This window comes from Myxococcus stipitatus DSM 14675 (genome assembly GCF_000331735.1).
Lineage (GTDB): Bacteria > Myxococcota > Myxococcia > Myxococcales > Myxococcaceae > Myxococcus > Myxococcus stipitatus.
In genome coordinates this window covers 9,398,804-9,420,404 of sequence record NC_020126.1, presented here as the reverse complement: position 1 = coordinate 9,420,404, position 21,601 = coordinate 9,398,804, and the positions used below count along the sequence as shown (strand labels likewise).

The window sequence follows — 21,601 nt, the reverse complement described above, 5'->3', positions numbered from 1 at the left end:
CTGGCAGAAGACCGGGCGCTATGCCGTGGAGGGCGAGGACGCAGCACCGTCGCGAGGAGTCACCTTGAGTGGACGCGAGAGCGCGGTGACCACGGGGAGGAAAGGCGCACGCGCGTCCGCCAGGAACACCCGCGCGCGCAGCCTCCGCCCCTGGCCGCTCACCCTCGCCACCGCCGTCTCACTCGGCCTCCTCGTCTACATCGCGACCACGAGCCTGCCGTACCTCGTCTCGTCCCCCACCACGGACCCGAACTTCGGCGCCCTCAATCACTGTCTCGCCCGCGCGCTCCCAGAGGCCCGCATCGGCTGGGCCGTCTCACCCGATGCCTCGCGCGCCGCGGTCTTCAGCCCTCACGCCGTCGCCGTGTGCGGCCCCGGTGACAGCACCTCGCTGCGAAAGCTCGCCGGGACACTCGCCATTGCGTTCGACGGCGACAACCACCTGTGGCTCTCCGCCGCGGGCCGCTTGCTGCGCGACGACGGCACCACCCTGAGCCCCCTGGGCGACTTCGCTCCCGTGGCCCTGGCCGGAACCGCGCGAGGCATGCTGGCCCTCGATGCCTCCGGACACTTGGTCTCCGTGGACTCCAGCGGCACGGTGCTCGCGCAGACGCTGCTGCCCGGCAACGCGGGCCGCCTCTTCGTGGGCGCCGAAGGACGCCTCGCCGCCGTGCTCCTCGAGGGCCACCTGGGCGTCTACGACACGCACACGCTGGCGCCTCGCGAGCTGGACATCCCCTGTCCCGTCGAGTCGCTCTGGTGGCTGGACGCCCCGGAGCAGTTGTTGATCGGCTGCACGTCCCCCGGCGCACCGGCCTACGTCCTCGATGCCCGCACCGGGACGCGGCGAGAGGTCCCCGCACGTCATCTCGCCCCTGCCCGCAGGCTCCCCGGCCGGCCGCTCTATGTGCAGGGCTGCGATGGATTTCCCTGCACGGCTCCGCCTCCCTGACCTGTTGGACAAGGGCTCCCGGTCCTGCGGGTTTCACCCTCGGTGTCCGGAAGTTGGGGTTCAAAGTTCAGTACGCGACAAACCCTCCCGTGGAGTGGGGACTTGAATCGACAAGTCCGCGAACTCACAGGAGATTCGGTCGGATTTGCCGTCGGGCGCCCTCGGTACATGGCGCTCAAACCGATCAGAAGGGTTCTTCTCGTGGACGACACCAAGGTTTCCAGCCACCCCTCGGCGAATGGACGGAAGCGAGCCACGCCGCGCAAGTCCCGGGGTGAGCAGACACCCAGCACGCGTGCGTCCGGCGCGCCGAGTGAGCCCCCCGCCGCGACCCGCCGTGCCGAGTCCCGGCGTGAGGCGAAGCCAGGGAACGGCTCGGGTGACGGTCCGCGAGGCCCCCGAGCCTCCGCCATCAGCGCTCGCATCCGGGGCGAGGACCCCATGGACACGTTGCTCGCGGCCTTGCGGGCCGTGCAGGGCGGCGACTTCGCGGTGCGCCTGCCGGACTTCCCGTCACTGCCGGTGATGGACGACATCTCGCGGGCCTTCAACGCGGTGGTGTCGCTCAACTCGGTCATGACGCAGGAGACGGTGCGGGTGGCGCGCGTGGTGGGGCGTGAGGGCCGCATGGGCGAGCGCGTGTCGCTGGGGGATGCGCGCGGCGACTGGGCCACGAGCATCAACTCCATCAACGCGCTCATCGGCGACCTGGTGCAGCCGACGACGGAGGTCGCCCGCGTGCTGGTGGCCGTGGCCGAAGGTGACCTCACGCAGAAGATGGCCCTCGAAATCGACGGCCAGCCGGTGAAGGGCGAGTTCCTGCGCATCGGCACCACCGTGAACGCGATGGTGGACCAGCTCAACTCGTTCGCCGCCGAGGTGACGCGCGTCGCGCGCGAGGTGGGCAGCGACGGCAAGCTGGGCGGACAGGCCGACGTGAAGGGCGTGTCCGGCGTGTGGAAGGACCTCACGGACAACGTGAACCTGATGGCCAACAACCTCACGGCCCAGGTGCGCAACATCGCCGAGGTGTCCACCGCCGTCGCGAACGGCGACCTGTCGAAGAAGATCACGGTGGACGCGCGCGGCGAGGTGCTGGAGCTCAAGAGCACCATCAACACGATGGTGGACCAGCTCAACGGCTTCGCGTCGGAGGTGACGCGCGTGGCGCGCGAGGTGGGCACGGAAGGAAAGCTGGGCGGTCAGGCCGCGGTGCCGGGAGTCTCGGGGACGTGGAAGGACCTCACGGACAACGTGAACTTCATGGCCTCCAACCTGACGACGCAGGTGCGAGGCATCGTCAAGGTCGTCACGGCCGTCGCCAACGGAGACCTCACCCAGAAGCTGATGGTGCCGTCGCAGGGTGAAATCGCCGCGCTGGGCGCGACGCTCAACAACATGACGGACACGCTCAACGTCTTCGCGCAGCAGGTGACGAGCGTGGCGCGCACGGTGGGCGTCGAGGGCAAGCTGGGAGCGCAGGCCCAGGTGCCCGGCGCCGCGGGCACGTGGAAGGACCTCACGGACAACGTGAACCTGATGGCCAACAACCTCACGGCCCAGGTGCGCAACATCGCGGACGTGACGACGGCCGTCGCCAAGGGTGACCTGTCGAAGAAGATCACCGTGGACGTCCGCGGCGAGGTGTTGGAGCTCAAGGACACCATCAACACGATGGTGGATCAGCTCCGCGCCTTCGCGTCCGAGGTGACGCGTGTCGCGCGCGAGGTGGGCACCGACGGCAAGCTGGGCGGTCAGGCCGATGTGAAGGGCGTGGCCGGCGTGTGGAAGGACCTCACGGACAACGTGAACAGCATGGCCTCGAATCTCACCACGCAGGTGCGGAACATCGCCCTGGTGACGACGTCGGTGGCCAACGGTGACTTGTCGAAGAAGATCACCGTGGATGCGCGCGGCGAGATTCTCGAGCTGAAGAACACCATCAACACGATGGTGGACCAGCTCAACTCGTTCGCTTCCGAGGTGACGCGCGTCGCGCGCGAGGTCGGCACCCACGGCAAGCTGGGCGGACAGGCCGAGGTGAAGGGGGTCTCCGGGACGTGGAAGGACCTCACGGACAACGTGAACGTGATGGCCTCCAACCTGACGACGCAGGTGCGAGGCATCGCCAAGGTCGTGACGGCCGTCGCGAATGGAGACCTGACGCAGCGCCTGAAGATGGAGGCCAAGGGCGAGGTCGCCGAGCTGGCCGACACCATCAACGCGATGACGCAGACGCTGTCCATCTTCGCGCAGCAGGTGACGGACGTGGCGCGCACGGTGGGCGTGGAAGGGAAGCTGGGCGCCCAGGCCGTGGTGCCGGGCGTCGCGGGCACGTGGAAGGACCTCACGAACAACGTGAACCTGCTCGCGAACAACCTCACCGACCAGGTCCGCAACATCGCCGAGGTGACGACGGCCGTCGCGAACGGAGACCTGTCGAAGAAAATCACGGTCGACGCCAAGGGCGAGGTGCTGGAGCTCAAGAGCACCATCAACACGATGGTGGACCAGCTCCGAGGCTTCGCCGCCGAGGTGACGCGCGTCGCGAAGGAGGTCGGCACCGACGGGAAGCTGGGGGGCCAAGCCGAGGTGCGCGGCGTGTCCGGCGTGTGGAAGGACCTCACGGACAACGTGAACTTCATGGCCTCCAACCTCACCAGCCAGGTGCGCGGCATCGTCCGCGTGGTGACGGCGGTGGCCAACGGCGACCTCACCCAGAAGCTGGTGATGGACGCGAAGGGCGAAATCGCCGCGCTCGCGGAGACCATCAACGCGATGACGCAGACCTTGTCCATCTTCGCGCAGCAGGTGACGGACGTGGCGCGCACGGTGGGCGTGGAAGGAAAGCTGGGCGCCCAGGCGGAGGTGCCGGGTGTCGCGGGCACGTGGAAGGACCTCACGAACAACGTGAACCTGCTCGCGAACAACCTCACCGCGCAGGTGCGTAACATCGCCGAGGTGACGACGGCGGTCGCGAACGGAGACCTGTCGAAGAAGATCACCGTCGACGCCAAGGGCGAGGTGCTGGAGCTCAAGAGCACCATCAACACGATGGTGGACCAGCTCCGAGGCTTCGCGTCGGAAGTGACGCGCGTCGCGAAGGAGGTCGGCACCGAGGGCAAGCTGGGGGGCCAGGCCGAGGTGCGCGGGGTGTCCGGCGTGTGGAAGGACCTCACGGACAACGTGAACGTCCTCGCCGGAAACCTCACGGACCAGGTGCGAAACATCGCCAAGGTGACGACGGCCGTCGCGAACGGAGACCTGTCGCAGAAGATCACCGTCTCCGTGAAGGGCGAGGTGCTGGAGCTCAAGAACACCATCAACACGATGGTGGACCAGCTCCGAGGCTTCGCTTCGGAAGTGACGCGCGTCGCGAAGGAGGTCGGCACCGAGGGCAAGCTGGGTGGCCAGGCCGCGGTGCCCGGTGTCGCGGGCGTGTGGAAGGACCTCACCGACAACGTGAACGTCCTCGCCGACAACCTCACGGACCAGGTGCGCAACATCGCGAAGGTGACGACGGCCGTCGCGAACGGAGACCTGTCGCAGAAGATCTCCGTCGAGGCCCGAGGCGAAATCCTGGAGCTCAAGGACACCATCAACACGATGGTGGACCAGCTCCGCGCCTTCGCCGCCGAGGTGACGCGCGTCGCGAAGGAGGTGGGCACGGATGGAAAGCTGGGCGGTCAGGCCGCGGTGCCGGGAGTGGCCGGCACGTGGAAGGACCTCACGGACAACGTGAACAGCATGGCCTCCAACCTCACCGCGCAGGTGCGCAACATCGCGCTGGTGACCACGGCCGTCGCCAATGGTGACTTGTCGAAGAAGATCACCGTCGACGCCAAGGGCGAAATCCTGGAGCTGAAGGACACCATCAACATCATGGTGGACCAGCTCAACTCGTTCGCCTCCGAGGTGACGCGCGTCGCGCGCGAGGTCGGCACCGAGGGCAAGCTGGGAGGCCAGGCCGAGGTGCGCGGCGTGTCCGGCGTGTGGAAGGACCTCACGGACAACGTGAACTTCATGGCCCGCAACCTGACGACGCAGGTGCGCGGCATCGTCAAGGTCGTGACGGCGGTCGCCAACGGGGACCTGCGACAGAAGCTCGTCGTGGAGGCCAAGGGCGAGGTCGCCGCGCTCGCGGAGACCATCAACAACATGACGGACACGCTGGGCACCTTCGCCGAGCAGGTGTCCACCGTCGCCCGCGAGGTGGGCGTCGAGGGGAAGCTGGGCGGACAGGCCCGCGTGCCCGGGGTGGCGGGCACGTGGAAGGACCTCACGGACAACGTGAACTTCATGGCCTCCAACCTCACCACGCAGGTGCGCGGCATCGTCCGCGTGGTGACGGCGGTGGCCAACGGCGACCTCACCCAGAAGCTCATCGTCGACGCGAAGGGCGAAGTCGCCGCGCTCGCCGACACCATCAACAACATGACGGACACGCTGGGCACCTTCGCCGAGCAGGTGTCCACCGTGGCCCGCGAAGTCGGCATCGAAGGGAAGCTGGGCGGCCAGGCGCGTGTGCCGGGTGCTCGCGGCACGTGGCGGCAGCTCACCGACAACGTGAACCAGCTCGCCGGAACGCTGACGAGCCAGCTGCGCGCCATCTCCGACGTGGCCACCGCGGTGACGAAGGGGGACCTGACCCGCAGCATCACCGTCGTCGCGGAGGGCGAGGTCGCCGCGCTGAAGGACAACATCAACCAGATGATCGTCAACCTGCGTGAGACGACGCAGAAGAACCAGGAGCAGGACTGGCTCAAGACGAACCTGGCGAAGTTCAGCGGGATGATGCAGGGCCAGAAGAGCCTGGACGCCGTCAGCCGCCTCATCATGAGCGAGCTGACGCCGCTGGTCTCCGCGCACCACGGCGCCTTCTTCCTGCTGGACACCGACGGCGGCACGCCGGTGCTCAAGCTGACCAGCACCTACGCGTACCGGGAGCGCAAGCACATCGCCAACCGGTTCCGCATGGGCGAGGGCCTGGTGGGGCAGTGCGCGCTGGAGCGCAAGACCATCCTGCTCACCCACGTGCCCGCGGACTACATCACCATCTCCTCCGGCCTGGGGGAGTCCGCGCCGCTCAACATCATCGTCCTGCCCGTGCTCTTCGAGGGCGAGGTCAAGGCCATCATCGAGCTGGCCTCGTTCCACACCTTCAGCGCCATCCATCAAATCTTCCTGGACCAGCTCACCGAGAGCATCGGCGTGGTCCTGAACATGATTACGGCGAACATGCGCACCGAGCAGCTCCTGCAGCAGTCGCAGGGGCTCACCCAGGAGCTGCAGAGCCAGTCCAAGGAGCTCACCCAGCAGCAGGACGCGCTCAAGCGCAGCAACACCGAGCTGGAGGAGAAGGCCAAGCTCCTGGAGGAGCAGAACCGCCGCGTCGAGGAGAAGAACAACGAGGTGGAGCGCGCCCGCGTCAGCCTGGAGGAGAAGGCCGAGCAGCTCACCGTCATCTCCCGCTACAAGAGCGAGTTCCTGGCCAACATGAGCCACGAGCTGCGCACGCCGCTCAACAGCCTGCTCATCCTCGCCAAGCTCCTGTCGGACAACAAGGACGGCAACCTCAGCACCAAGCAGGTGGAGTACGCGAACACCATCTATGCCTCCGGCGGAGACCTGCTCACCCTCATCAACGAAATCCTGGACCTCTCCAAGGTGGAGGCCGGGAAGATGCAGGTGGAGCCTCGGGACATCGTCCTCACGGAGCTCAACCAGTTCATCGACCGGGGCTTCCGTCCCGTGGCGGAGCAGAAGGGCCTGGCCTTCACCGTGGAGGTGGCGCCGGGCACGCCGTACTCCATCCGCACGGACCCGCAGCGGCTGCAGCAGGTGCTCAAGAACCTCCTGTCCAACGCCTTCAAGTTCACGGACGAGGGCAGCGTGCGGATGACGGTGAAGCTGGCCGACCCGGGCACGAAGCTGGAGCACGAGGTGCTCAAGCGCTCGCGCCACGTCATCGCCTTCTCGGTGGTGGACACGGGCATCGGCATCGCCAAGGACAAGCAGCGCCTCATCTTCGAGGCGTTCCAGCAGGCCGACGGCTCCACCGCGCGCAAGTACGGCGGCACCGGCCTGGGCCTGTCCATCAGCCGGGAGATCGCCAAGCTCCTGGGCGGCGAAATCCACGTCTACAGCGAGCCGCGCAAGGGCAGCGTCTTCACCCTCTACCTGCCGCCCGAGTACGTGGCCCCCGACGACGACGCCCCGGTGCTGCCGTCTCCGCTGCCGCCCCTGTCCTCGTCGCCCTCGGAGACTCCGGCCTCCACGCCGACGCCTCCGCCCGTGCCGATGGGACCGTCGCCGTCGGAGAGCGGCCACGTGCTGGACGCGGCGCTGCCTCCGCCCATGGAGTCACTGCTCCCGCCGCTCGCGGTGGAGGATGACCGCGAGCACATCCGGGAGGGCGACCGCGTCCTGCTCATCATCGAGGACGACCTGAAGTTCGCCCGCATCATGGTGCAGCTCGCGCGCGAGAAGGGCTTCAAGGCCCTGGTCGCCACGCGCGGGGACACCGGCCTGTCCATGGCGAATGAGTTCCAGCCGCACGCGGTGACGCTCGACATCCAGCTGCCCGTGGTGGACGGTTGGAGCGTGCTGGACCGCCTCAAGCGCAACGTGCGCACGCGCCACATCCCGGTGCACATCATCAGCGTGATGGACAAGCACCTGGGCAACGCGCAGGGCGCCTTCGGCTACCTCACCAAGCCCGTGAGCAAGGAGGGCCTGGAGCGCGTCTTCAGCCAGCTGGCGAAGTTCCTGGAGCGCACGGAGCGCCGCCTGCTGCTGGTGGAGGACGACGACGTCCAGCGCTCCAGCCTGGTCAGCCTGCTGGCGGACGGCGGCGACGTGCAGGTGACGGCCGTGGCCACCGGCCAGGAGGTCCTCCAGAAGCTGGAGGAGGGCGAGTACGACTGCCTGGTCATCGACCTGCTGCTGCCGGACATGGACGGCATCAAGCTGGTGGAGGAGGTCAAGACCCAGCAGCGGTTCAGGGACCTCCCCATCGTCATCTACACGGGGAAGGAGCTGACCGCGAAGGACGAGGTGCGCCTCAGGCGCTACACCGGCAGCGTCATCCTCAAGAGCGGAACGAAGAGCCCCGAACAGTTGCTGAGCGACACCGCGCTGTTCCTGCACCGGCTGGACCAGAACCTGCCGCCCCGTGCTCGGGCGGCCCTGGCCCAGCGGAGCGAGCAGGCGGCGGAGCTGGTGGGCAAGAAGGTGCTCGTCGTGGATGACGACATGCGCAACATCTTTGCCCTCACCAGCGTGTTGGAGAATCACGGCATGCAGGTGGTGTTCGCGGAGAACGGGCGGGCGGCCATCGAGACGCTCGAACACCACCGTGACGTGGATGTGGTGTTGATGGACGTGATGATGCCGGAGATGGACGGCTATGAGACCATGCGGGCCATCCGGAAGGACGCCCGGTATGCGAGCCTGCCCATCATCGCCGTGACGGCGAAGGCCCTGAAGGACGACCGGGAGAAGTGCATGGCCGCGGGAGCCAGTGACTACCTGCCGAAGCCCGTGGATACGGACAAGCTTTTGGAACTCATCCGTCTCTGGGTGGCGGCCTGAAGGGGTTGAATGATGGTTAGCGCACGACTCCACCTCGCCGGGCTTGGGACCGGCACGCGCCGCGCCTAGCCTGTCCAGTCAGTGAACGCTCTGGGCATACCGTGCTCCTATTTCAATGACGCCTAGCGAACACAACTCCGCCGAACGCCCCCTGGAAGGGGCCAGCCGTCCTCGGGCCAGCATCCTGATGGTGGACGACCACCCGTCCAACCTGCTGGCGCTGGAGGCCATCCTCGAGCCGCTGGGGCAGGAGCTGGTCAAGGCGACCAGCGGCGAGGAAGCGCTCAAGTTCCTGCTCCAGCGGGACTTTGCCGTCATCCTGATGGACGTGCAGATGCCGGGCCTGGATGGCTTCCAGACGGCCACGCTCATCAAGCAGCGCGAGCGCACGCGCACCATCCCCATCATCTTCCTCACCGCGCTCAGCCGCGACGCGGCCCACATCTTCAAGGGCTATGCGCACGGCGCGGTGGACTACCTGCTCAAGCCGTTCGACCCTGAAATCCTCCGCTCGAAGGTCAGCGTCTTCGTGGATTTGTTCCTCAAGGAACAACAAATCCAGCGGCAGGCGGCGCTCCTGCGGCAGAGGGACAGGGAGGCGCTGGAGCGACAGAGCGAGCTGCGCTACCGGCGGCTCACGGAGTCGCTGCCGGAGATGATGTGGGCGGCGCGCGCGGACGGCTCGTTCACCTACGCGAACCGGGCGGGGCGCGACTACACGGGCATCCACGAGGAGCAGCCGCTGTCGCTGTCCACGTTCCTGGAGTTCGTGCACCCGGTGGACCGGGAGGAGATGCGCGTGGCGTGGGAGCTGGCGGTGCGCTCCAGCCAGCGCGTGGAGCGCGAGTTCCGCCTGCGCCGGTTCGACGGGGTGTATCGCTGGCACCTGGCGCGCGCGGTGCCGGAGCGCGACGAGACGGGCCACGTGGTGGGGTGGATTGCCATCGCCACGGACATCGACGACAAGCGCCGCGCGGAGGAGGCGCTGGGCCGCTTCAAGATGACGCTGGACGCGACGCTGGACTGCGTCCTGATGTTCTCCCCGGACTCGCTCACGCTGACGTACGCCAACGCGGGCGCGGCGAAGCAGCTGGCCAGCAGCACGGATGAGCTGGTGGGGCTGTCGGTGCTGGAGGTGGAGAGCGCCTTCGACGAGGCGGGCTTCCGCAAGCTGCTCGCGCCGCTGGTGAGCGGCACGCTGCCCAGCCAGACGTACTCGACGACGCACCGGCGCCGGGACGGCACCGAGGTGCCCGTGGAGGTGGTGCTCCAGTTCGTGGCGGCGGAGGAGGGACCCGGGCGGTTCATCTCCGTGGCGCGCGACATCACCGAGCGCCAGCGCGCGGAGACGGCGCTGCGGCTGGCCAGCGACGCGAAGGATGCGTTCCTCGCGGCGGCGAGCCACGAGCTGCGCACGCCGCTGGCGGCGGCCAAGGGCCACGCGCACCTGGCGCTCCTGAAGCTGGGCGGCGAGACGGAGGCGGGCCCGGGCAAGTCGCTGAAGATCATCAACCGGCAGATCGACCGGATGGCCAAGCTGGTGGAGGACCTGCTGGACATCAGCCGGCTGCAGGCGGGCCGGCTGTCGCTGGAGCTGGAGACCTTCGACCTGGGCCAGTTGGTGCAGGAGACGCGAGACCGGATGGCGGTGCTGTCACAGGGGCACGAAATCCAGGTGGAGGCACCGGAGCACCTGGAGGGGACGTGGGACCGGGGACGGCTGGACCAGGTGCTGACGAATCTCCTGTCCAACGCCATCCGCTACTCCCCCGAGGGTGGAGCGGTGCTGGTGCGCCTGAGCCGCGAGGGGAAGGAAGGCGTGCACCTGTCCGTGAAGGACAGCGGCGTGGGGATTCCCAAGGACAAGCAGGCCCTCATCTTCGAGCGCTTCGGCCGCGCGCACGGCAGCAAGTACGGCGGGCTGGGCCTGGGGCTCACCATCAGCCAGGGCATCGTCGAGCAGCACGGCGGCCGCATCTGGGTGGAGTCCCCCGGCGTGCCGGGGCAGGGCTCCACGTTCAACGTGTGGCTGCCCCGGGAGACGGAGCCCTCCAGCGTCAGCGTGCACCACGCGCACGGCACCCGCACCGCGAGCTGACCCCCGTCGCGCGGCGCGGGCTTCGTCAGAGGTTGAAGCCCACGTTGCCCACGGAGATGCTCGGTCCGAAGATGAAGGACCAGCGGCTGGACGGGACGACGGAGCCGTCGGAGCGGCGGGTGATGTCGTCGCGGAACTCGCGCGCCACCCACGCCTGCGCGCCCACCGCGGCGCCGGGGCCGATGGGCACTCGCAAGCTCAGGCCCATCACCACCGCGAGCGTCGGAGGGAACTCGATGTCTCCGGACTGCGGGATGAGGCCCATGCCCATCAAGCCCATCTCGATGCCGAGCAGCCGCTCCTGGCCTTCGTTGTTGAGCAGGGCCAGGCGCGACACCACGCCGAAGTTGAGGATGAGCTGTCCGCTGGGCTCCGTCGCGCGGTAGAGGCCCGCGGGAATCGTCGCCGTCGTGTAGAGGCGGAAGCGCCCGCCGCTGACGATGGCCGTCCACTGCGCGGAGGGAAGCCCCGAGCGGTCCGTGGTGCTCAGCGCGTAGCGCGACTCGTCCGCGACCAGGGAGACCTGGACGAGGATGCGGTCGTACTGGCCCAGCTGCCCCGGGACGGGGATGACGCGCGCCTCGCCTTGGGGCCGCAGCAGCATGCGCTGCTCCACGCGGCTCTCGCCCCGCGCCGAGCCATCCGGCTTGGTGACGTCGATGCGCAGCACGATTTCCTGCGTGCCCTGCTCGGGCTTGAGCCGCTCGCGGTGGATGATGACCCGACACGAGTTGCGCATCGCATAGGCGACGCGGTGCGGACGGCTGGGCTCCAGCACCTGGTCCTTGCCCTCCTTGTCCGCGCACACCAGCTCCACCACGTTCTCCACGCGGATGGGCACGCTGGCCTCGCGCACCGAGCGCTGCACCCGCTCGTTGACGATGAAGAGGTCCGCGGTGGCCAGCTCTCCGGGCAGCGTGGGGAGCTGATAGCCGAAGCGCAGGGCCACGAAGCCGCCCGCGGTGGGCTCGCCCTGGATGTACGTCGTGCCGTCGCGCGTGGTGACGCTGTAGGCCCCCGCCACCGGCCGAGGCACGAAGCGGCCCTGCTCTCCGCTGGACGCCACGTGCAGCTCCGCGGGGCGGTTGATGGGGATGAAGTCGATGGCCCCTTCACTCGCCAGCTCCAGCGACGCGCGAGGCACCGGCAGGGGCAGCGTCTTCGTCGTGTCCGACGCGACGACGGAGCCCTCGACGCGGGAGGTCTGCGCGCTCACGGTGACTTGTTGCTCCGAAGTGCCGCCCGTGCGCAGCAGCACGTAGACGCCGTCGGGCGCCTTCACCACGCGCTCCACGCGCGCGCGCTGGTCGTTCATCAACCACAGGAGCTTGCGCGGGTCGTGCTGACAGGAGGAGTCCAGCCGCACCACCATGGCCGCGTTCTCCGCGTCGCGCAGCACCGTGCCGTCCACGGCGAAGAGGGGACAGGCGAGGACGGGGAGCGTCTCCTGGATGACCTGCTCCAGCGCCTCGCCGCGCAGGAAGTAGATGCGCGGCGACAGGCGCAGCTTCAGCGTCACGCTCACGTCCACGCCCGGCACGTTGCGCAGCGACACGGCGCCTTCGTTGACCTCGCAGCGCACGGGGCCGCAGTCCACGGAGGACACCGCCTCCGAGTGGCTCAGCGCGACGGAGCCCGGCCCTCGCGACACGTCCACGCCGCCCGACTGGATGAGGGGCTGGGTGAGGATGGTGCGCCCGGGACGCAGGCGGAACGTCTCCAGCTCCACCACGTTGCCGGAGACGTCGTACGTGGTGACGTCGCGCCCCTGCCGGCCGTGCGGCGGGGTCCAGTAGAGCGCCGCGTCGGTGGGGAGCCCTCTCGCCACGGGCACGGTGCAGCTCGCGGTGCCCTTCTCCGCGGAGGGCGCGAGGCAGACGTCCTGTCCCTCCATGAGCTTCGCATCGGCCTCGTTGCGCGGCGTGCCGCTCCAGTAGATGCCCACGTGGTCCAGGCCCACGCCGCGCAGCTCCACGCGGCCGTCGTCCGGGAAGAAGTTGGTGCCGGACGCGTCCACGCGGGGGAAGGTGCCCGTGGCGATGACGGTGACGCGCTCCTCGGTCGTCTCGCACTGCGCGGCGGTGGCGGCGACCTTCAGCTCCTGGACGCGCGCGTCGTCCTGCTCCACGCGGGGGGGCGGGCGCAGGGTGCGGCCGTCGGAGGCCAGCGTCCAGCCCGGGCGCAGCGGGCCACAGACGATGCCCTTGGTGATGACGGGGACACCGGCGCCGCCCTCGGGCACCTGGATGACCGGGGTGGCGGCCGTGGCGAGCCCCGCCACCAGCAACCACGCGACACAGAGGGCGCGGACGAATTCCATGCCCCCGTTAAACAGCCAGGGTGGGCACCAGCGTCAAGCACCGTCTGCCGCTTCGCCCCCGGGTTGACACGGCACGTGTGGTCCCCGAGGACGGCCTGTCCGCGAATGGCGCCCCTTCGTGTCGGGCCGCCGCGTGTTTCAGCGCTTGCGTGTCAGCAGCACGACGGCGCTGAGAATCGCGGCCATGGCGACCCAGGCCATGGGGCTCATCGTCTCGCCCGCGAAGACGACGCCCAGGAGCACCGCCACCACCGGGTTGACGTACGCGTAGCTGGTGGCCAGCGAGGGGCTGGCGTGCCGCATCAGGTAGGCATACGCGCTGTAGCCCAGGAGCGAGCCGAAGGTGACCAGGTACGCGAAGGCCCCCAGCGCGCGAGGCTCCGGCATGGCGGTGAAGTGCTCGCCGCGCAGCAGGCCGAAGGCCAGCATCAGCACCCCACCGCACAGCATCTGCGCGGCGGGCGCCATCAGCCCCTTGGGCAGAGACATGCGACGGCCCAGCACGGAGCCCAGCGCCCAGCTCATCGGCGCGACGATCAACATCACCATGGGGAGCACCCGGCCCCCCAGCTCGGTGCCGAGGTTGAGCAGGATGATGCCGCCGAAGCCCAGCGCCAGCCCCCAGCGCTCCAGCTTCCCGGGCCACTGGCCGAACAGTCCGCCAAACAACGCGGACCACATGGGCAGGCTGCCCACCACCAGCGCCGCCACGCCCGAGGACACCGTCTGCTGCCCGTACACCACCCCGCCATTGCCCACGCCCAGCAACATCGCCCCCACCACCGCGCACGCACCCCACTGCTTCGCGGTGGGCACCGGTGCGCCCTTGAGCCACAGCGCGCCGAACAACAGCGCGCCCGCCGTCAGGAAGCGCGCGCCCGCGGTGAGGAACGGCGGCATTCCTCCCTGGAGTACGAAGCGGATGCCCAGGTAGGTGGAGCCCCACACGAGGTACAGGGTCACCAGGCACAGGAGGATTCGGCCGCGCTGGGCGCTCGCCTGGAGTGCGTCACTGTCAGGTGGGACGACGGCGGGAGGGGTCGAGGAGATGGTCGAGGCGGACACGGTGCGCGGCTATTAGCGCCCGTCCTCCCCGTGGGCCATGTGCGCATTGCCATACCCCACAGTCGAGGAATCAGCCGAGCGGTACAGTGCGAACGCACGCCTGGTCGGAGATGAGACCGTGTGGATTGAACGCATGGACGCGCTTTCTTAGACTTGGGGTTCGTGGAGCGCGCGCGGCAGCTTGGGGCGCCGCTTGCTCCAGAGTGAGAGCGCCTGGATGTCCGAAGAGCTGGGTGAACGCGAGAAGGAAGTCCTGCGGGCGGTGGTGCAGGAGTACATCTCCACCGGGGGCCCGGTGGGGAGCCAGCAGCTCGCTCGCCGCCCTGGCTTCGACGTCTCCTCGGCCACCATGCGCAACGTGCTGGCGGACCTGGAGGAGCTGGGCTTCCTGGAGAAGCCGCACACCTCCGCGGGCCGGGTTCCCACCGACGCGGGTTACCGCTTCTACGTGGACACCCTCGTGAAGCTGAAGGAGCCGCCGCCGCGAGACCGCGAGCTCATCCACGCGGGCCTCTTCCACGACACGAACCTGGAGGAGGTGCTGGGCGAGGCCAGCCGCATCCTCCACTCGCTGACGCGGCATGCGGGCGTGGTGGTGACGCCTCGGCCGGACTCGGCGGTGTTCCGTCGCATCGAGTTCGTCCGCCTGCGCGAGGACCGGGTGCTGGCCATCCTGGTGGGGCAGAGCGGCCAGGTGCACAACAAGGCCATCACGGTGGACTTCCCCATCACCTCCGACGAGCTGATGCGGGCGAGCAACTACCTGTCGGAGCTGCTCTGCGAAGTCCCGCTGGAGGAGGCGCGCGAGCGCATCCGCGCGGAGATGGACCAGGAGCAGGCGCTCTACAACGCGCTGACGGCGAAGGCGCTCAAGCTGGGCGCGGCGGCCACGGACCTGCCCACCACGGAGCGGGTGCTCATCCAGGGCACGGGCTCGTTCCTGGAGCAGCCGGAGTTCGCGGACGTGGAGCGCATGCGCGCGCTCTTCAAGGCGCTGGACGAGAAGCACCGCCTGCTGACGCTGCTGGACCGGGTGCAGCGCGCGAACGAGATGCAGATCTTCATCGGCGCGGAGAGCAACTTCTGCGCGGGCGGTGAGGTCTCCGTCATCGCCAGCCCCTACGGCAATCAGGAGCAGGTGCTGGGCACGGTGGGCGTCATCGGCCCCACGCGCATGGACTACCGCCGCGTGATTCCGTTGGTGAACTTCACCGCGCAGGTGCTCTCGCGCGTGCTGGAGAAGGTGTAGCGGGTTCCGCTCACGTGGGCGCGGGCGCGTAGACGCGCAGCGCCGCGGGGGCGACCTCGAAGTGCATGGGCGTGCGGCCGATGAGCTCTCCGTCCGCGTTGACCTCTCGCGCGGGTGTGGCCTCCACGTAGAGCCGTGAGGCGTGCAGCGAGGTGACGGAGGGGTTCTCCACGTGGTCGCCGGTGCGCGTCGACAGGGCGACGCGTGCGAGTGTGGCCAGGTCCTGGAGCTGGCCCAGGCCGGTGCCCTCGCGGCCGGAGCTCGAGGAGGGGGCGGCGACGGCGTAGACGTGCAGCCGGCGGTCGTCGAGCCGGGCGTCGGGGTCCACCATGTTGCCGGCGCCGTGGTACAGGCCGTTGCCCACTACGAGCTGGAGCACGTCCAGCTCGAGCTCCTGCGAGTCGGCTTTCACGCGGACGCGGAAGGGGCGCAGCTCGCGGGCCTCGGCGGCGGCGGCCATGGGATAGGCGAGCTTGCCCAGGCGTTGCTTGAGTCCCTTCGTGAGGCGTCGGGCGATTCCCGCGGTGAGGCCCAGGCTGGCGGCGTTGAGGAAGGGGCGTCCGTTGGCGAGTCCCACGTCCACGCGCGCGGTGTGCCCGCGGGCGATGACGTCGCACGCGGCCTCCAGGTCGGGAGGGATGCCGAGTGTGCGCGCGAAGTCATTGCCGGTGCCGAGCGGGAGCACGCCGAGCGTCACGTCCCGGCCCAGGAGGTGGGCCACGGCGCCGCTGAGGGTTCCGTCACCGCCGCCGATGAGGATGCGGCGGGTGCCTCGCTCGAGGAGTTGTTCCAGCACGTGACGCAGCCGTCGGCTTCGTGACAGCGCGTGGCTCTCCGTGAGGGTGACACCTCGGGCGGCGAGGGCGTTTCTCGCGAGGCTGAAGGCTTCCCGGCCCAGGCGGGAATGCGTATTGACCACGAGCGCCGCGGTCCCAGGGGCCACGGCGCGTTCTCGGGGGAGCTCGATGAGCGCGGGTTCCAGGGGGCCTCCTCCTTGTGGCGTGACAGAGAGGGTGAGCATTCGGAGCTCCAAGGACCAGGGGACCTCGGGGCGAGGGACACCGTCACCTCGTGCTCGGAGGGGAGCCTGGGGGGCGAGGGCTCCGCGCATCGTCGGGGGACCGCGGACGTGTGTGTGCGGCCATCGTCGCGGGCGGCGTTCAGCCGGTGCGCAGTCGCCGGCCATGCCGGGCGTCAGTGATATCCACGAGGAGGAAGCGACGCAGGATGCGCGGGTGTCCTGCGGCTCCCCTCGCGTCGCCCACCTTGTGTTGCGCTCGTCGAACGTGCTCGCGGGGCACGTCAGCGGGCCCGCGCATCCGTCACGACGCCCGGTCCGCGCGCGTGCATCGAGGATGGCTCTTGCTCGTGCCGCCTCGGATGCCAGGTATCGCGTTCGAACCACGTGCTCTCGAGCCATCGTCGTGTGGTGCGCGCTCGATGTGCGCACGGTGCGGAGATGCGGAGTGACGCCGCGGTGGACAGAGGTGGCGGCCGCACCCCTTCCCCGCGACAGTGGGGCTGCGCACCTTCCAGGCACGGCCGGCTCCTGGCCGGCGAAGTACAGGACCTGGAGGTGGATGCATGGCGAGAGGAAGCAAGGCGAAATACACGGCGAAGCAGAAGCGGATGGCCCGTCACATCGAGAAGGGTTACGAGAACCGAGGCACGTCCGAGAAGACAGCGGAGGCTCGCGCCTGGGCCACGGTGAACAAGGTCACCGGAGGTGGGTTCAAGAAGAAGCGCCAGGCGAAGTCTGCGCGCCGAAGGCTGAAGGCCCGTGTCGCCGCGAAGAAGACCGCGCGAAAGGCCGGCAGGCGCGTCACCGCGAAGCGTGTCTCCCGGACGCGTCGGCCCACGCGTGCAGGCTCCCGGACCGCCGCGAAGCGTGTCGCGAGGACTCGCCGACCCACGCGGACCGCCGCGAAGCGTGTCTCCCGGACTCGCCGGCCCACGCGGGCCGTGCGCTCCGGCACCAAGACCACCGCGAGGAGCGGAACCGCGGGCCGCAGGGCCACCGCGCGGAAGACCTCCACGAGCGTCCGCTCCCGAGGCACCGCACGCACCCCACGTCGAACCAGCACCGTCAGGCGCGGCGCGGGCTCACGTGGGCGCGCGGGTGTTCGCAGCCGGGGAAGTTCGCGCAGGTAGCAGAAGCGCTCTTCCGCCCCATCCCTTCAAGGGGTGGGGCGAAAGGCGTGTCGCTCAGCGGGGCTCGTCGTCCTTGCTCACGGCGACCGCGCCCGGCCCATTCCACGGCCAGTCCGCGGAGGACTCCTCCTCCAACCGCAACAGCTCCGCGGGGTCCTTCACCAGGGCACGGCATCCGGCCGCGCGCAGGTCCTCGGCGGAGAAGCCTCCCGACAGCACTCCCACCGTGGACAACCCCAGCTTGCTGGCGGCCAACGCGTCGTGCGGCGAGTCGCCCACCACCACCGTCACCGTCGTCTCGGGCTTCCCCAGCCGAGCGAGCGCCGCCTCGAAGATGTCCGGCTGAGGCTTGCTCGCCGCCACGTCCTCCTTGGAGGTCCGCGCCTCGAACAGGCCCTCGATGTTGCACAGGCGCACGTAGTGCTTGAGCTCCTCATCCTGCGCGCTGGAGGCCAGGACCACGCGCCGGCCCTTCTGGCGCAGCCGCTGGAACAGCTCCCTCACACGAGGAAGCGGGCGCACCTTGGGGAGGAACTCCCGCAGGAAGAGGGTGGAGCGGTACTCCTCCAGCTCCTTGCCGAAGCGCTCCAGCTCCTCGTCGTTGAAGAAGATGGGGATGAGCTGGTCGGCGCCCTTGCCTATCTGGCTGCGCACATGCGCGAAGGGGATGTCCCGGCCGAAGTGCAGGAACGCGCGCCGCCAGGCCTCGGCGTGCTCGTCCACCGAGTCCACCAGCGTGCCGTCCACGTCGAAGATGACGTTCTCCACCATCGCGCGCCTCCGGGGCGAAAGTGGGGACGGCTCGGGTGTCGGTCAACCACCCGAGGGTGGGTTCTGGGCGGCCGACTCCACGAGTGTTCGCGTCTGCACATCGTAGCCCTCGGGCGCGACGAGGGTGAAGGCGTCGTTGGGCGGCGGGCTCGCCAGGTCCACACGAGAGAGCACGGTCTCGCCCACCTTGCGGCCCCCCAGCCAACGGGTGAGGCGCTTGGGCACGCACAAGCCCAGGGCTTCGTCGCACTGCTCCTCGTCCATGCGCACCTCCGCCTCCGTTCCATCCGGCGCGCGCGTGCGCTTCTCCAGGAAGTCCAGCCCGGGCCAGCGCAGCACGTACACCAGCGCCACGCCTCCGGCCTCCTCGCCCAGCGTCAGCGACAGCTCCACGGCCTCGGGGGCGCGGGCGTGCCGGGTGCGGCGGAGGGTGGCGCCTCGGGACACCAGCGGCGCGCGGAAGCCCTCCGGCGTGAAGACCCCGAAGGTCTCGGTGAGGAAGCCCGCGAGCTTGGCGGGGGGCAGCTCCGACTTGAAGGTCGTGAAGCGCTTCTCGCCATCGAGTTGCTCGAACAGGTGGGTTCCATCCCACGCGAAGATGCGGGAGGCGGGGGCGCCCAGCGTGCCGCGCATGCGCTGGGGGGCGCGGTACTGGAAGGAGAAGGGGACGGCGTCCAGGCCCTCGTCCTTCACCGTGCCGGCGATGTGGTAGCCGCCCAGCTTCGTGTCGCGCTCCACGAGTCGCTGCTTCACCTTCGCGGACAGCTCCGCGGTGTCATCCGACTTGCGGGTGCAGCCGGACAGGGTGAGCGCGAGACAGGAGACGAAGACGCGAAGGGACATGGGGCGGGAGTGGGGCAGGAGGAGGGCTGAAAAGCAAGGAGGCCCACCTGTCGCCAGGGGGGCCTCCCAAAAGTTGCCGCCGTGTGGGCCGGCAGCTCGACTACTTCACCGCCACGCCGGTGGCCGTGGAGGAGGTCACGCCGATGATGGTGCCGAACAGCGCGTAGATGCCGTGACGGGGCGTGGTGGCCGCGCCCTTCAGGTCGACCTTCGACGCGCCCATGGCCTTGGCCTCGGCGATCAGGAGCTTGTTGACGACGGTGTCCAGGTCGCTCTGGACGATGTCGATGATGTGGAAGATGGCGGTCAGGCCCAGCGCGTTGGTCTGGATGACGGCCACGGCCTCACCGTTGGCGGCGATCTCGTTACCGGAGACAACGGCGCTCTCGACGCTGGTGCAGCCGATGAGGCTGGACGCGGCAACGGCCGACAGGATGAGCTTCTTCATGGTTTTCCCCTCTGGATGTTGCTTGTACGGTGGTCAAGCTCCCCGAAGGGCTCTTGACCGTTCGATTGAGACCTCAAGCGGCGGCGTTCGTACCAGATGTCGACTCCATGTCAAGGTCCGTCCGGACACACTGTGTGTCCGTCGGGACTGCGTGCCCGCGTTGCAATGCCCATCTCGCCTTGCTAGCCCCAGCACGAGGCTCCTGAATGGACATGGTCCCCGCCGCGCGTCCCGCACCCCGGTACTGGCTTCACCTGTTGTTGTTGCTGCTGACGGTGGTGACGACGTTCACGTCGTACCTGCTCTACTTCCACTTCCAGCGGCCCTACTCCCCCGGGGAGATTTCACCGGAGGCGGCCTCGCGGGCGCTGTCGTTCAGCCTGTCGCTGCTGGCCATCCTGGGCTCCCACGAGATGGGCCACTACGTGCTGGCGCGCATCCACCGGGTGGACACCTCGCTGCCCTACTTCATCCCCTTGCCCGTGTTGGGTGTCGGCACGTTGGGCGCGGTCATCCGCATCCGTGACCGCATCCCCAGCCGCAACGCGCTGGTGGACATTGGCGCGGCGGGACCGCTGGCGGGACTGGTGGTGGCGCTGCCCATCCTCTTCTGGGGGCTGTCGCACTCCACGGTGGTGGACGCGCCGACGGTGCCGTCCCAGTTCCCCGGTGAGTCCTCCCTGTGGGTCTACGGCCGGGAGCTCTTCACCTGGGTGATGGCGAAGGTGACACACGCGCCGCCCGCGCCGGAGGAGACCTTCCAGGGGGTCCAGACGGTGTTCGGTGACAGCCTGCTGATGAAGGGGCTGACGTGGCTGGCGCTGGGGCCCGTGCCGGAGGGGAAGGATGTGTTGGTGCATCCCGTGGTCATCGCGGGCTGGTTCGGACTGCTCGTCACGCTGCTCAACCTGATGCCGATAGGGCAGCTGGACGGGGGGCACCTGGCCTTCGCGCTGCTGGGTCGTCACGCGCACTGGGTGGGGCGGGGGATGGCCGCGCTGCTGTTGTTCCTCACGCTGTTCGTCACCGCGTCGTGGGGGCTGTGGCTCCTGGTGACGAGCAAGGTGGTGGGCTTCGGGCACCCGGAGGTGATGGAGCCGGGGGCGCCGCTCAGTCCTTCTCGCAAGCTCATCTGTGCGCTGTGCCTCTTGGCCCTCATCGGCTGCGCGATGCCCGTGCCGCTGCGTCAGGTGGTGTCATGAAGTTCCAGTGCGAAGCCTGTGAGCGGCTCATCCCCCTGGAGTCCTTCCGGGTGGAGGCCGCTGTCCTGGTGGTGACGTGTCAGCGGTGCGGGGCGGAGAGCCGCGCGCGCACGTCGGTGCGGGCCACGGGCGAGAGCGCGAGCCCCGCGCAGACGGCGGTGTCGAGTGGTGTCTCGGGCCCCGCGCAGGTGGCGGTGTCCGGTGGCGCCTCGATTCCCGCCGCGCATGCGGCCGCCAGGGTGTCTGCGTCGGGTGAAGGCACGAGCCCCCCGCGTGCGCCCGTGGACACCCTCACGGCGCCCTCCCCCGAGCGCGCGAGTGTCGCGCCCCTGCGGATGGTGCGGGGGGCCACGCCCCACGCTGCCCCGGACGATGAGGTCCTCTTCACTCCGCCCGCGGGCCACTGCCCCAAGTGTGTCTCGGTGCGGCGGCCGACGGCGGTGTCCTGTTCCCAGTGCGGGTTGGTCTACGCCAACTTCGTGGCCGAGGACCACACGCCCTCGGCGGAGCTGATGGACGCGTGGCGCGCCCTGGCGGCGCGGTGGGAGGAGTGGCCCGAGCATGAGCGCTTCCTGTCGACGGCGATGGGGCGGGGAGAGCTGGCCTCGGCGGGACGCCTGTACCGCGTGAGGTTGGCGCGGGTGCCGGACGACGCGATGGCCCAGCGGGCTCGCGAGGAGGTCGTGCGCCGAGCCACCCTGGTGGTGACGACGGAGGCGGAGCCCCAGGGCCCGTCCTTGCTGAAGCGGCGGCTGCGAGGCGGCGCCATCGCGGTGCTCTCCCTGGTCCTGCTGGTGCTCCTCACGTACGTCATGCAGCGCATGCGGATGTTGTTCTCCGGCAGCGCGCCCTGACCGGCCGGGCGGAGCCTCCCCGTGGGGCGGCCTGCCATGCGCGAAGGTCAGGAGA

Annotated in this window: 13 protein-coding genes; 6 read left to right on the top strand and 7 right to left on the bottom strand. The window is 69.2% G+C overall.

The window, feature by feature from the left end; genetic code table 11:
- Nucleotides 1-64: 64 nt before the first annotated feature.
- From MYSTI_RS36450 to MYSTI_RS36440, 3 genes are all read left to right on the top strand, one after another.
- Nucleotides 65-952: a hypothetical protein gene (locus MYSTI_RS36450; protein ID WP_015352868.1), complete on the top strand. Its 888-nt coding sequence runs from the start codon at nt 65-67 to the stop codon at nt 950-952.
- Between the two features lie 201 nt (nt 953-1,153).
- Nucleotides 1,154-8,545: a HAMP domain-containing protein gene (locus MYSTI_RS36445; protein ID WP_086009865.1), complete on the top strand. Its 7,392-nt coding sequence runs from the start codon at nt 1,154-1,156 to the stop codon at nt 8,543-8,545.
- Between the two features lie 115 nt (nt 8,546-8,660).
- Nucleotides 8,661-10,643: a hybrid sensor histidine kinase/response regulator gene (locus MYSTI_RS36440; RefSeq protein ID WP_044282547.1), complete on the top strand. Its 1,983-nt coding sequence runs from the start codon at nt 8,661-8,663 to the stop codon at nt 10,641-10,643.
- A gap of 25 nt (nt 10,644-10,668) precedes the next feature.
- Here the strand turns inward: MYSTI_RS36440 and MYSTI_RS36435 are convergent, their stop codons facing one another.
- Both MYSTI_RS36435 and yedA read right to left on the bottom strand, forming a co-directional pair.
- The gene (locus MYSTI_RS36435) at nt 10,669-12,963 is read right to left on the bottom strand and encodes a hypothetical protein (protein ID WP_015352865.1); all 2,295 of its coding nucleotides are present in this window, start codon (nt 12,961-12,963) and stop codon (nt 10,669-10,671) included.
- A 138-nt stretch (nt 12,964-13,101) separates the two neighbouring features.
- Entirely contained in the window at nt 13,102-14,028 is a 927-nt protein-coding gene (gene yedA / locus MYSTI_RS36430; RefSeq protein WP_015352864.1) for a drug/metabolite exporter YedA, read from the bottom strand.
- Between the two features lie 217 nt (nt 14,029-14,245).
- Between yedA and hrcA the strand changes: the two genes are divergently transcribed.
- Nucleotides 14,246-15,277, top strand: coding sequence for a heat-inducible transcriptional repressor HrcA (gene hrcA / locus MYSTI_RS36425; RefSeq protein WP_015352863.1), 1,032 nt, complete (start codon nt 14,246-14,248; stop codon nt 15,275-15,277).
- Nucleotides 15,278-15,287: 10 nt separating this feature from the next.
- On the opposite strand, the gene MYSTI_RS36420 is transcribed toward hrcA, so the two are convergent.
- The 5 genes from MYSTI_RS36420 to MYSTI_RS36400 all read right to left on the bottom strand — a co-directional run bounded on the left by MYSTI_RS36420 (nt 15,288) and on the right by MYSTI_RS36400 (nt 19,490).
- The gene (locus MYSTI_RS36420; RefSeq protein ID WP_144370213.1) at nt 15,288-16,298 is read right to left on the bottom strand and encodes a lipid kinase; all 1,011 of its coding nucleotides are present in this window, start codon (nt 16,296-16,298) and stop codon (nt 15,288-15,290) included.
- A 631-nt stretch (nt 16,299-16,929) separates the two neighbouring features.
- Nucleotides 16,930-17,343, bottom strand: coding sequence for a hypothetical protein (locus MYSTI_RS43480; protein WP_044282546.1), 414 nt, complete (start codon nt 17,341-17,343; stop codon nt 16,930-16,932).
- Between the two features lie 139 nt (nt 17,344-17,482).
- Nucleotides 17,483-18,199: an HAD family hydrolase gene (locus MYSTI_RS36410; protein WP_015352860.1), complete on the bottom strand. Its 717-nt coding sequence runs from the start codon at nt 18,197-18,199 to the stop codon at nt 17,483-17,485.
- A 42-nt stretch (nt 18,200-18,241) separates the two neighbouring features.
- Nucleotides 18,242-19,042: a hypothetical protein gene (locus MYSTI_RS36405; RefSeq protein WP_015352859.1), complete on the bottom strand. Its 801-nt coding sequence runs from the start codon at nt 19,040-19,042 to the stop codon at nt 18,242-18,244.
- A 100-nt stretch (nt 19,043-19,142) separates the two neighbouring features.
- Nucleotides 19,143-19,490 (bottom strand): hypothetical protein, encoded by a 348-nt coding sequence (locus MYSTI_RS36400; protein WP_015352858.1) that lies wholly within the window; start codon nt 19,488-19,490, stop codon nt 19,143-19,145.
- A gap of 206 nt (nt 19,491-19,696) precedes the next feature.
- On the opposite strand from MYSTI_RS36400, the gene MYSTI_RS36395 reads away from it, so the two are divergent.
- On the top strand, nt 19,697-20,692 hold the full coding sequence (locus MYSTI_RS36395) for a site-2 protease family protein (protein ID WP_015352857.1): 996 nt from the start codon (nt 19,697-19,699) through the stop codon (nt 20,690-20,692).
- A complete protein-coding gene (locus tag MYSTI_RS36390) occupies nt 20,689-21,546 on the top strand; it encodes a hypothetical protein (RefSeq protein WP_015352856.1) in 858 nt (285 codons plus the stop codon). The genes MYSTI_RS36395 and MYSTI_RS36390 overlap by 4 nt, the downstream gene beginning before the upstream one ends.
- Nucleotides 21,547-21,601 lie beyond the last annotated feature (55 nt).

What these genes read in the sequence shown, in the direction of transcription:
- MYSTI_RS36440 (WP_044282547.1), top strand. Translation starts at nt 8,661, where the DNA reads ATGACGCCTAGCGAACACAACTCCGCCGAACGCCCCCTGGAAGGGGCC.
- MYSTI_RS36435 (WP_015352865.1), bottom strand. Translation starts at nt 12,963, where the DNA reads ATGGAATTCGTCCGCGCCCTCTGTGTCGCGTGGTTGCTGGTGGCGGGG.
- hrcA (WP_015352863.1), top strand. Translation starts at nt 14,246, where the DNA reads ATGTCCGAAGAGCTGGGTGAACGCGAGAAGGAAGTCCTGCGGGCGGTG.
- MYSTI_RS36420 (WP_144370213.1), bottom strand. Translation starts at nt 16,298, where the DNA reads ATGCTCACCCTCTCTGTCACGCCACAAGGAGGAGGCCCCCTGGAACCC.
- MYSTI_RS36410 (WP_015352860.1), bottom strand. Translation starts at nt 18,199, where the DNA reads ATGGTGGAGAACGTCATCTTCGACGTGGACGGCACGCTGGTGGACTCG.
- MYSTI_RS36405 (WP_015352859.1), bottom strand. Translation starts at nt 19,042, where the DNA reads ATGTCCCTTCGCGTCTTCGTCTCCTGTCTCGCGCTCACCCTGTCCGGC.
- MYSTI_RS36400 (WP_015352858.1), bottom strand. Translation starts at nt 19,490, where the DNA reads ATGAAGAAGCTCATCCTGTCGGCCGTTGCCGCGTCCAGCCTCATCGGC.
- MYSTI_RS36395 (WP_015352857.1), top strand. Translation starts at nt 19,697, where the DNA reads ATGGACATGGTCCCCGCCGCGCGTCCCGCACCCCGGTACTGGCTTCAC.
- MYSTI_RS36390 (WP_015352856.1), top strand. Translation starts at nt 20,689, where the DNA reads ATGAAGTTCCAGTGCGAAGCCTGTGAGCGGCTCATCCCCCTGGAGTCC.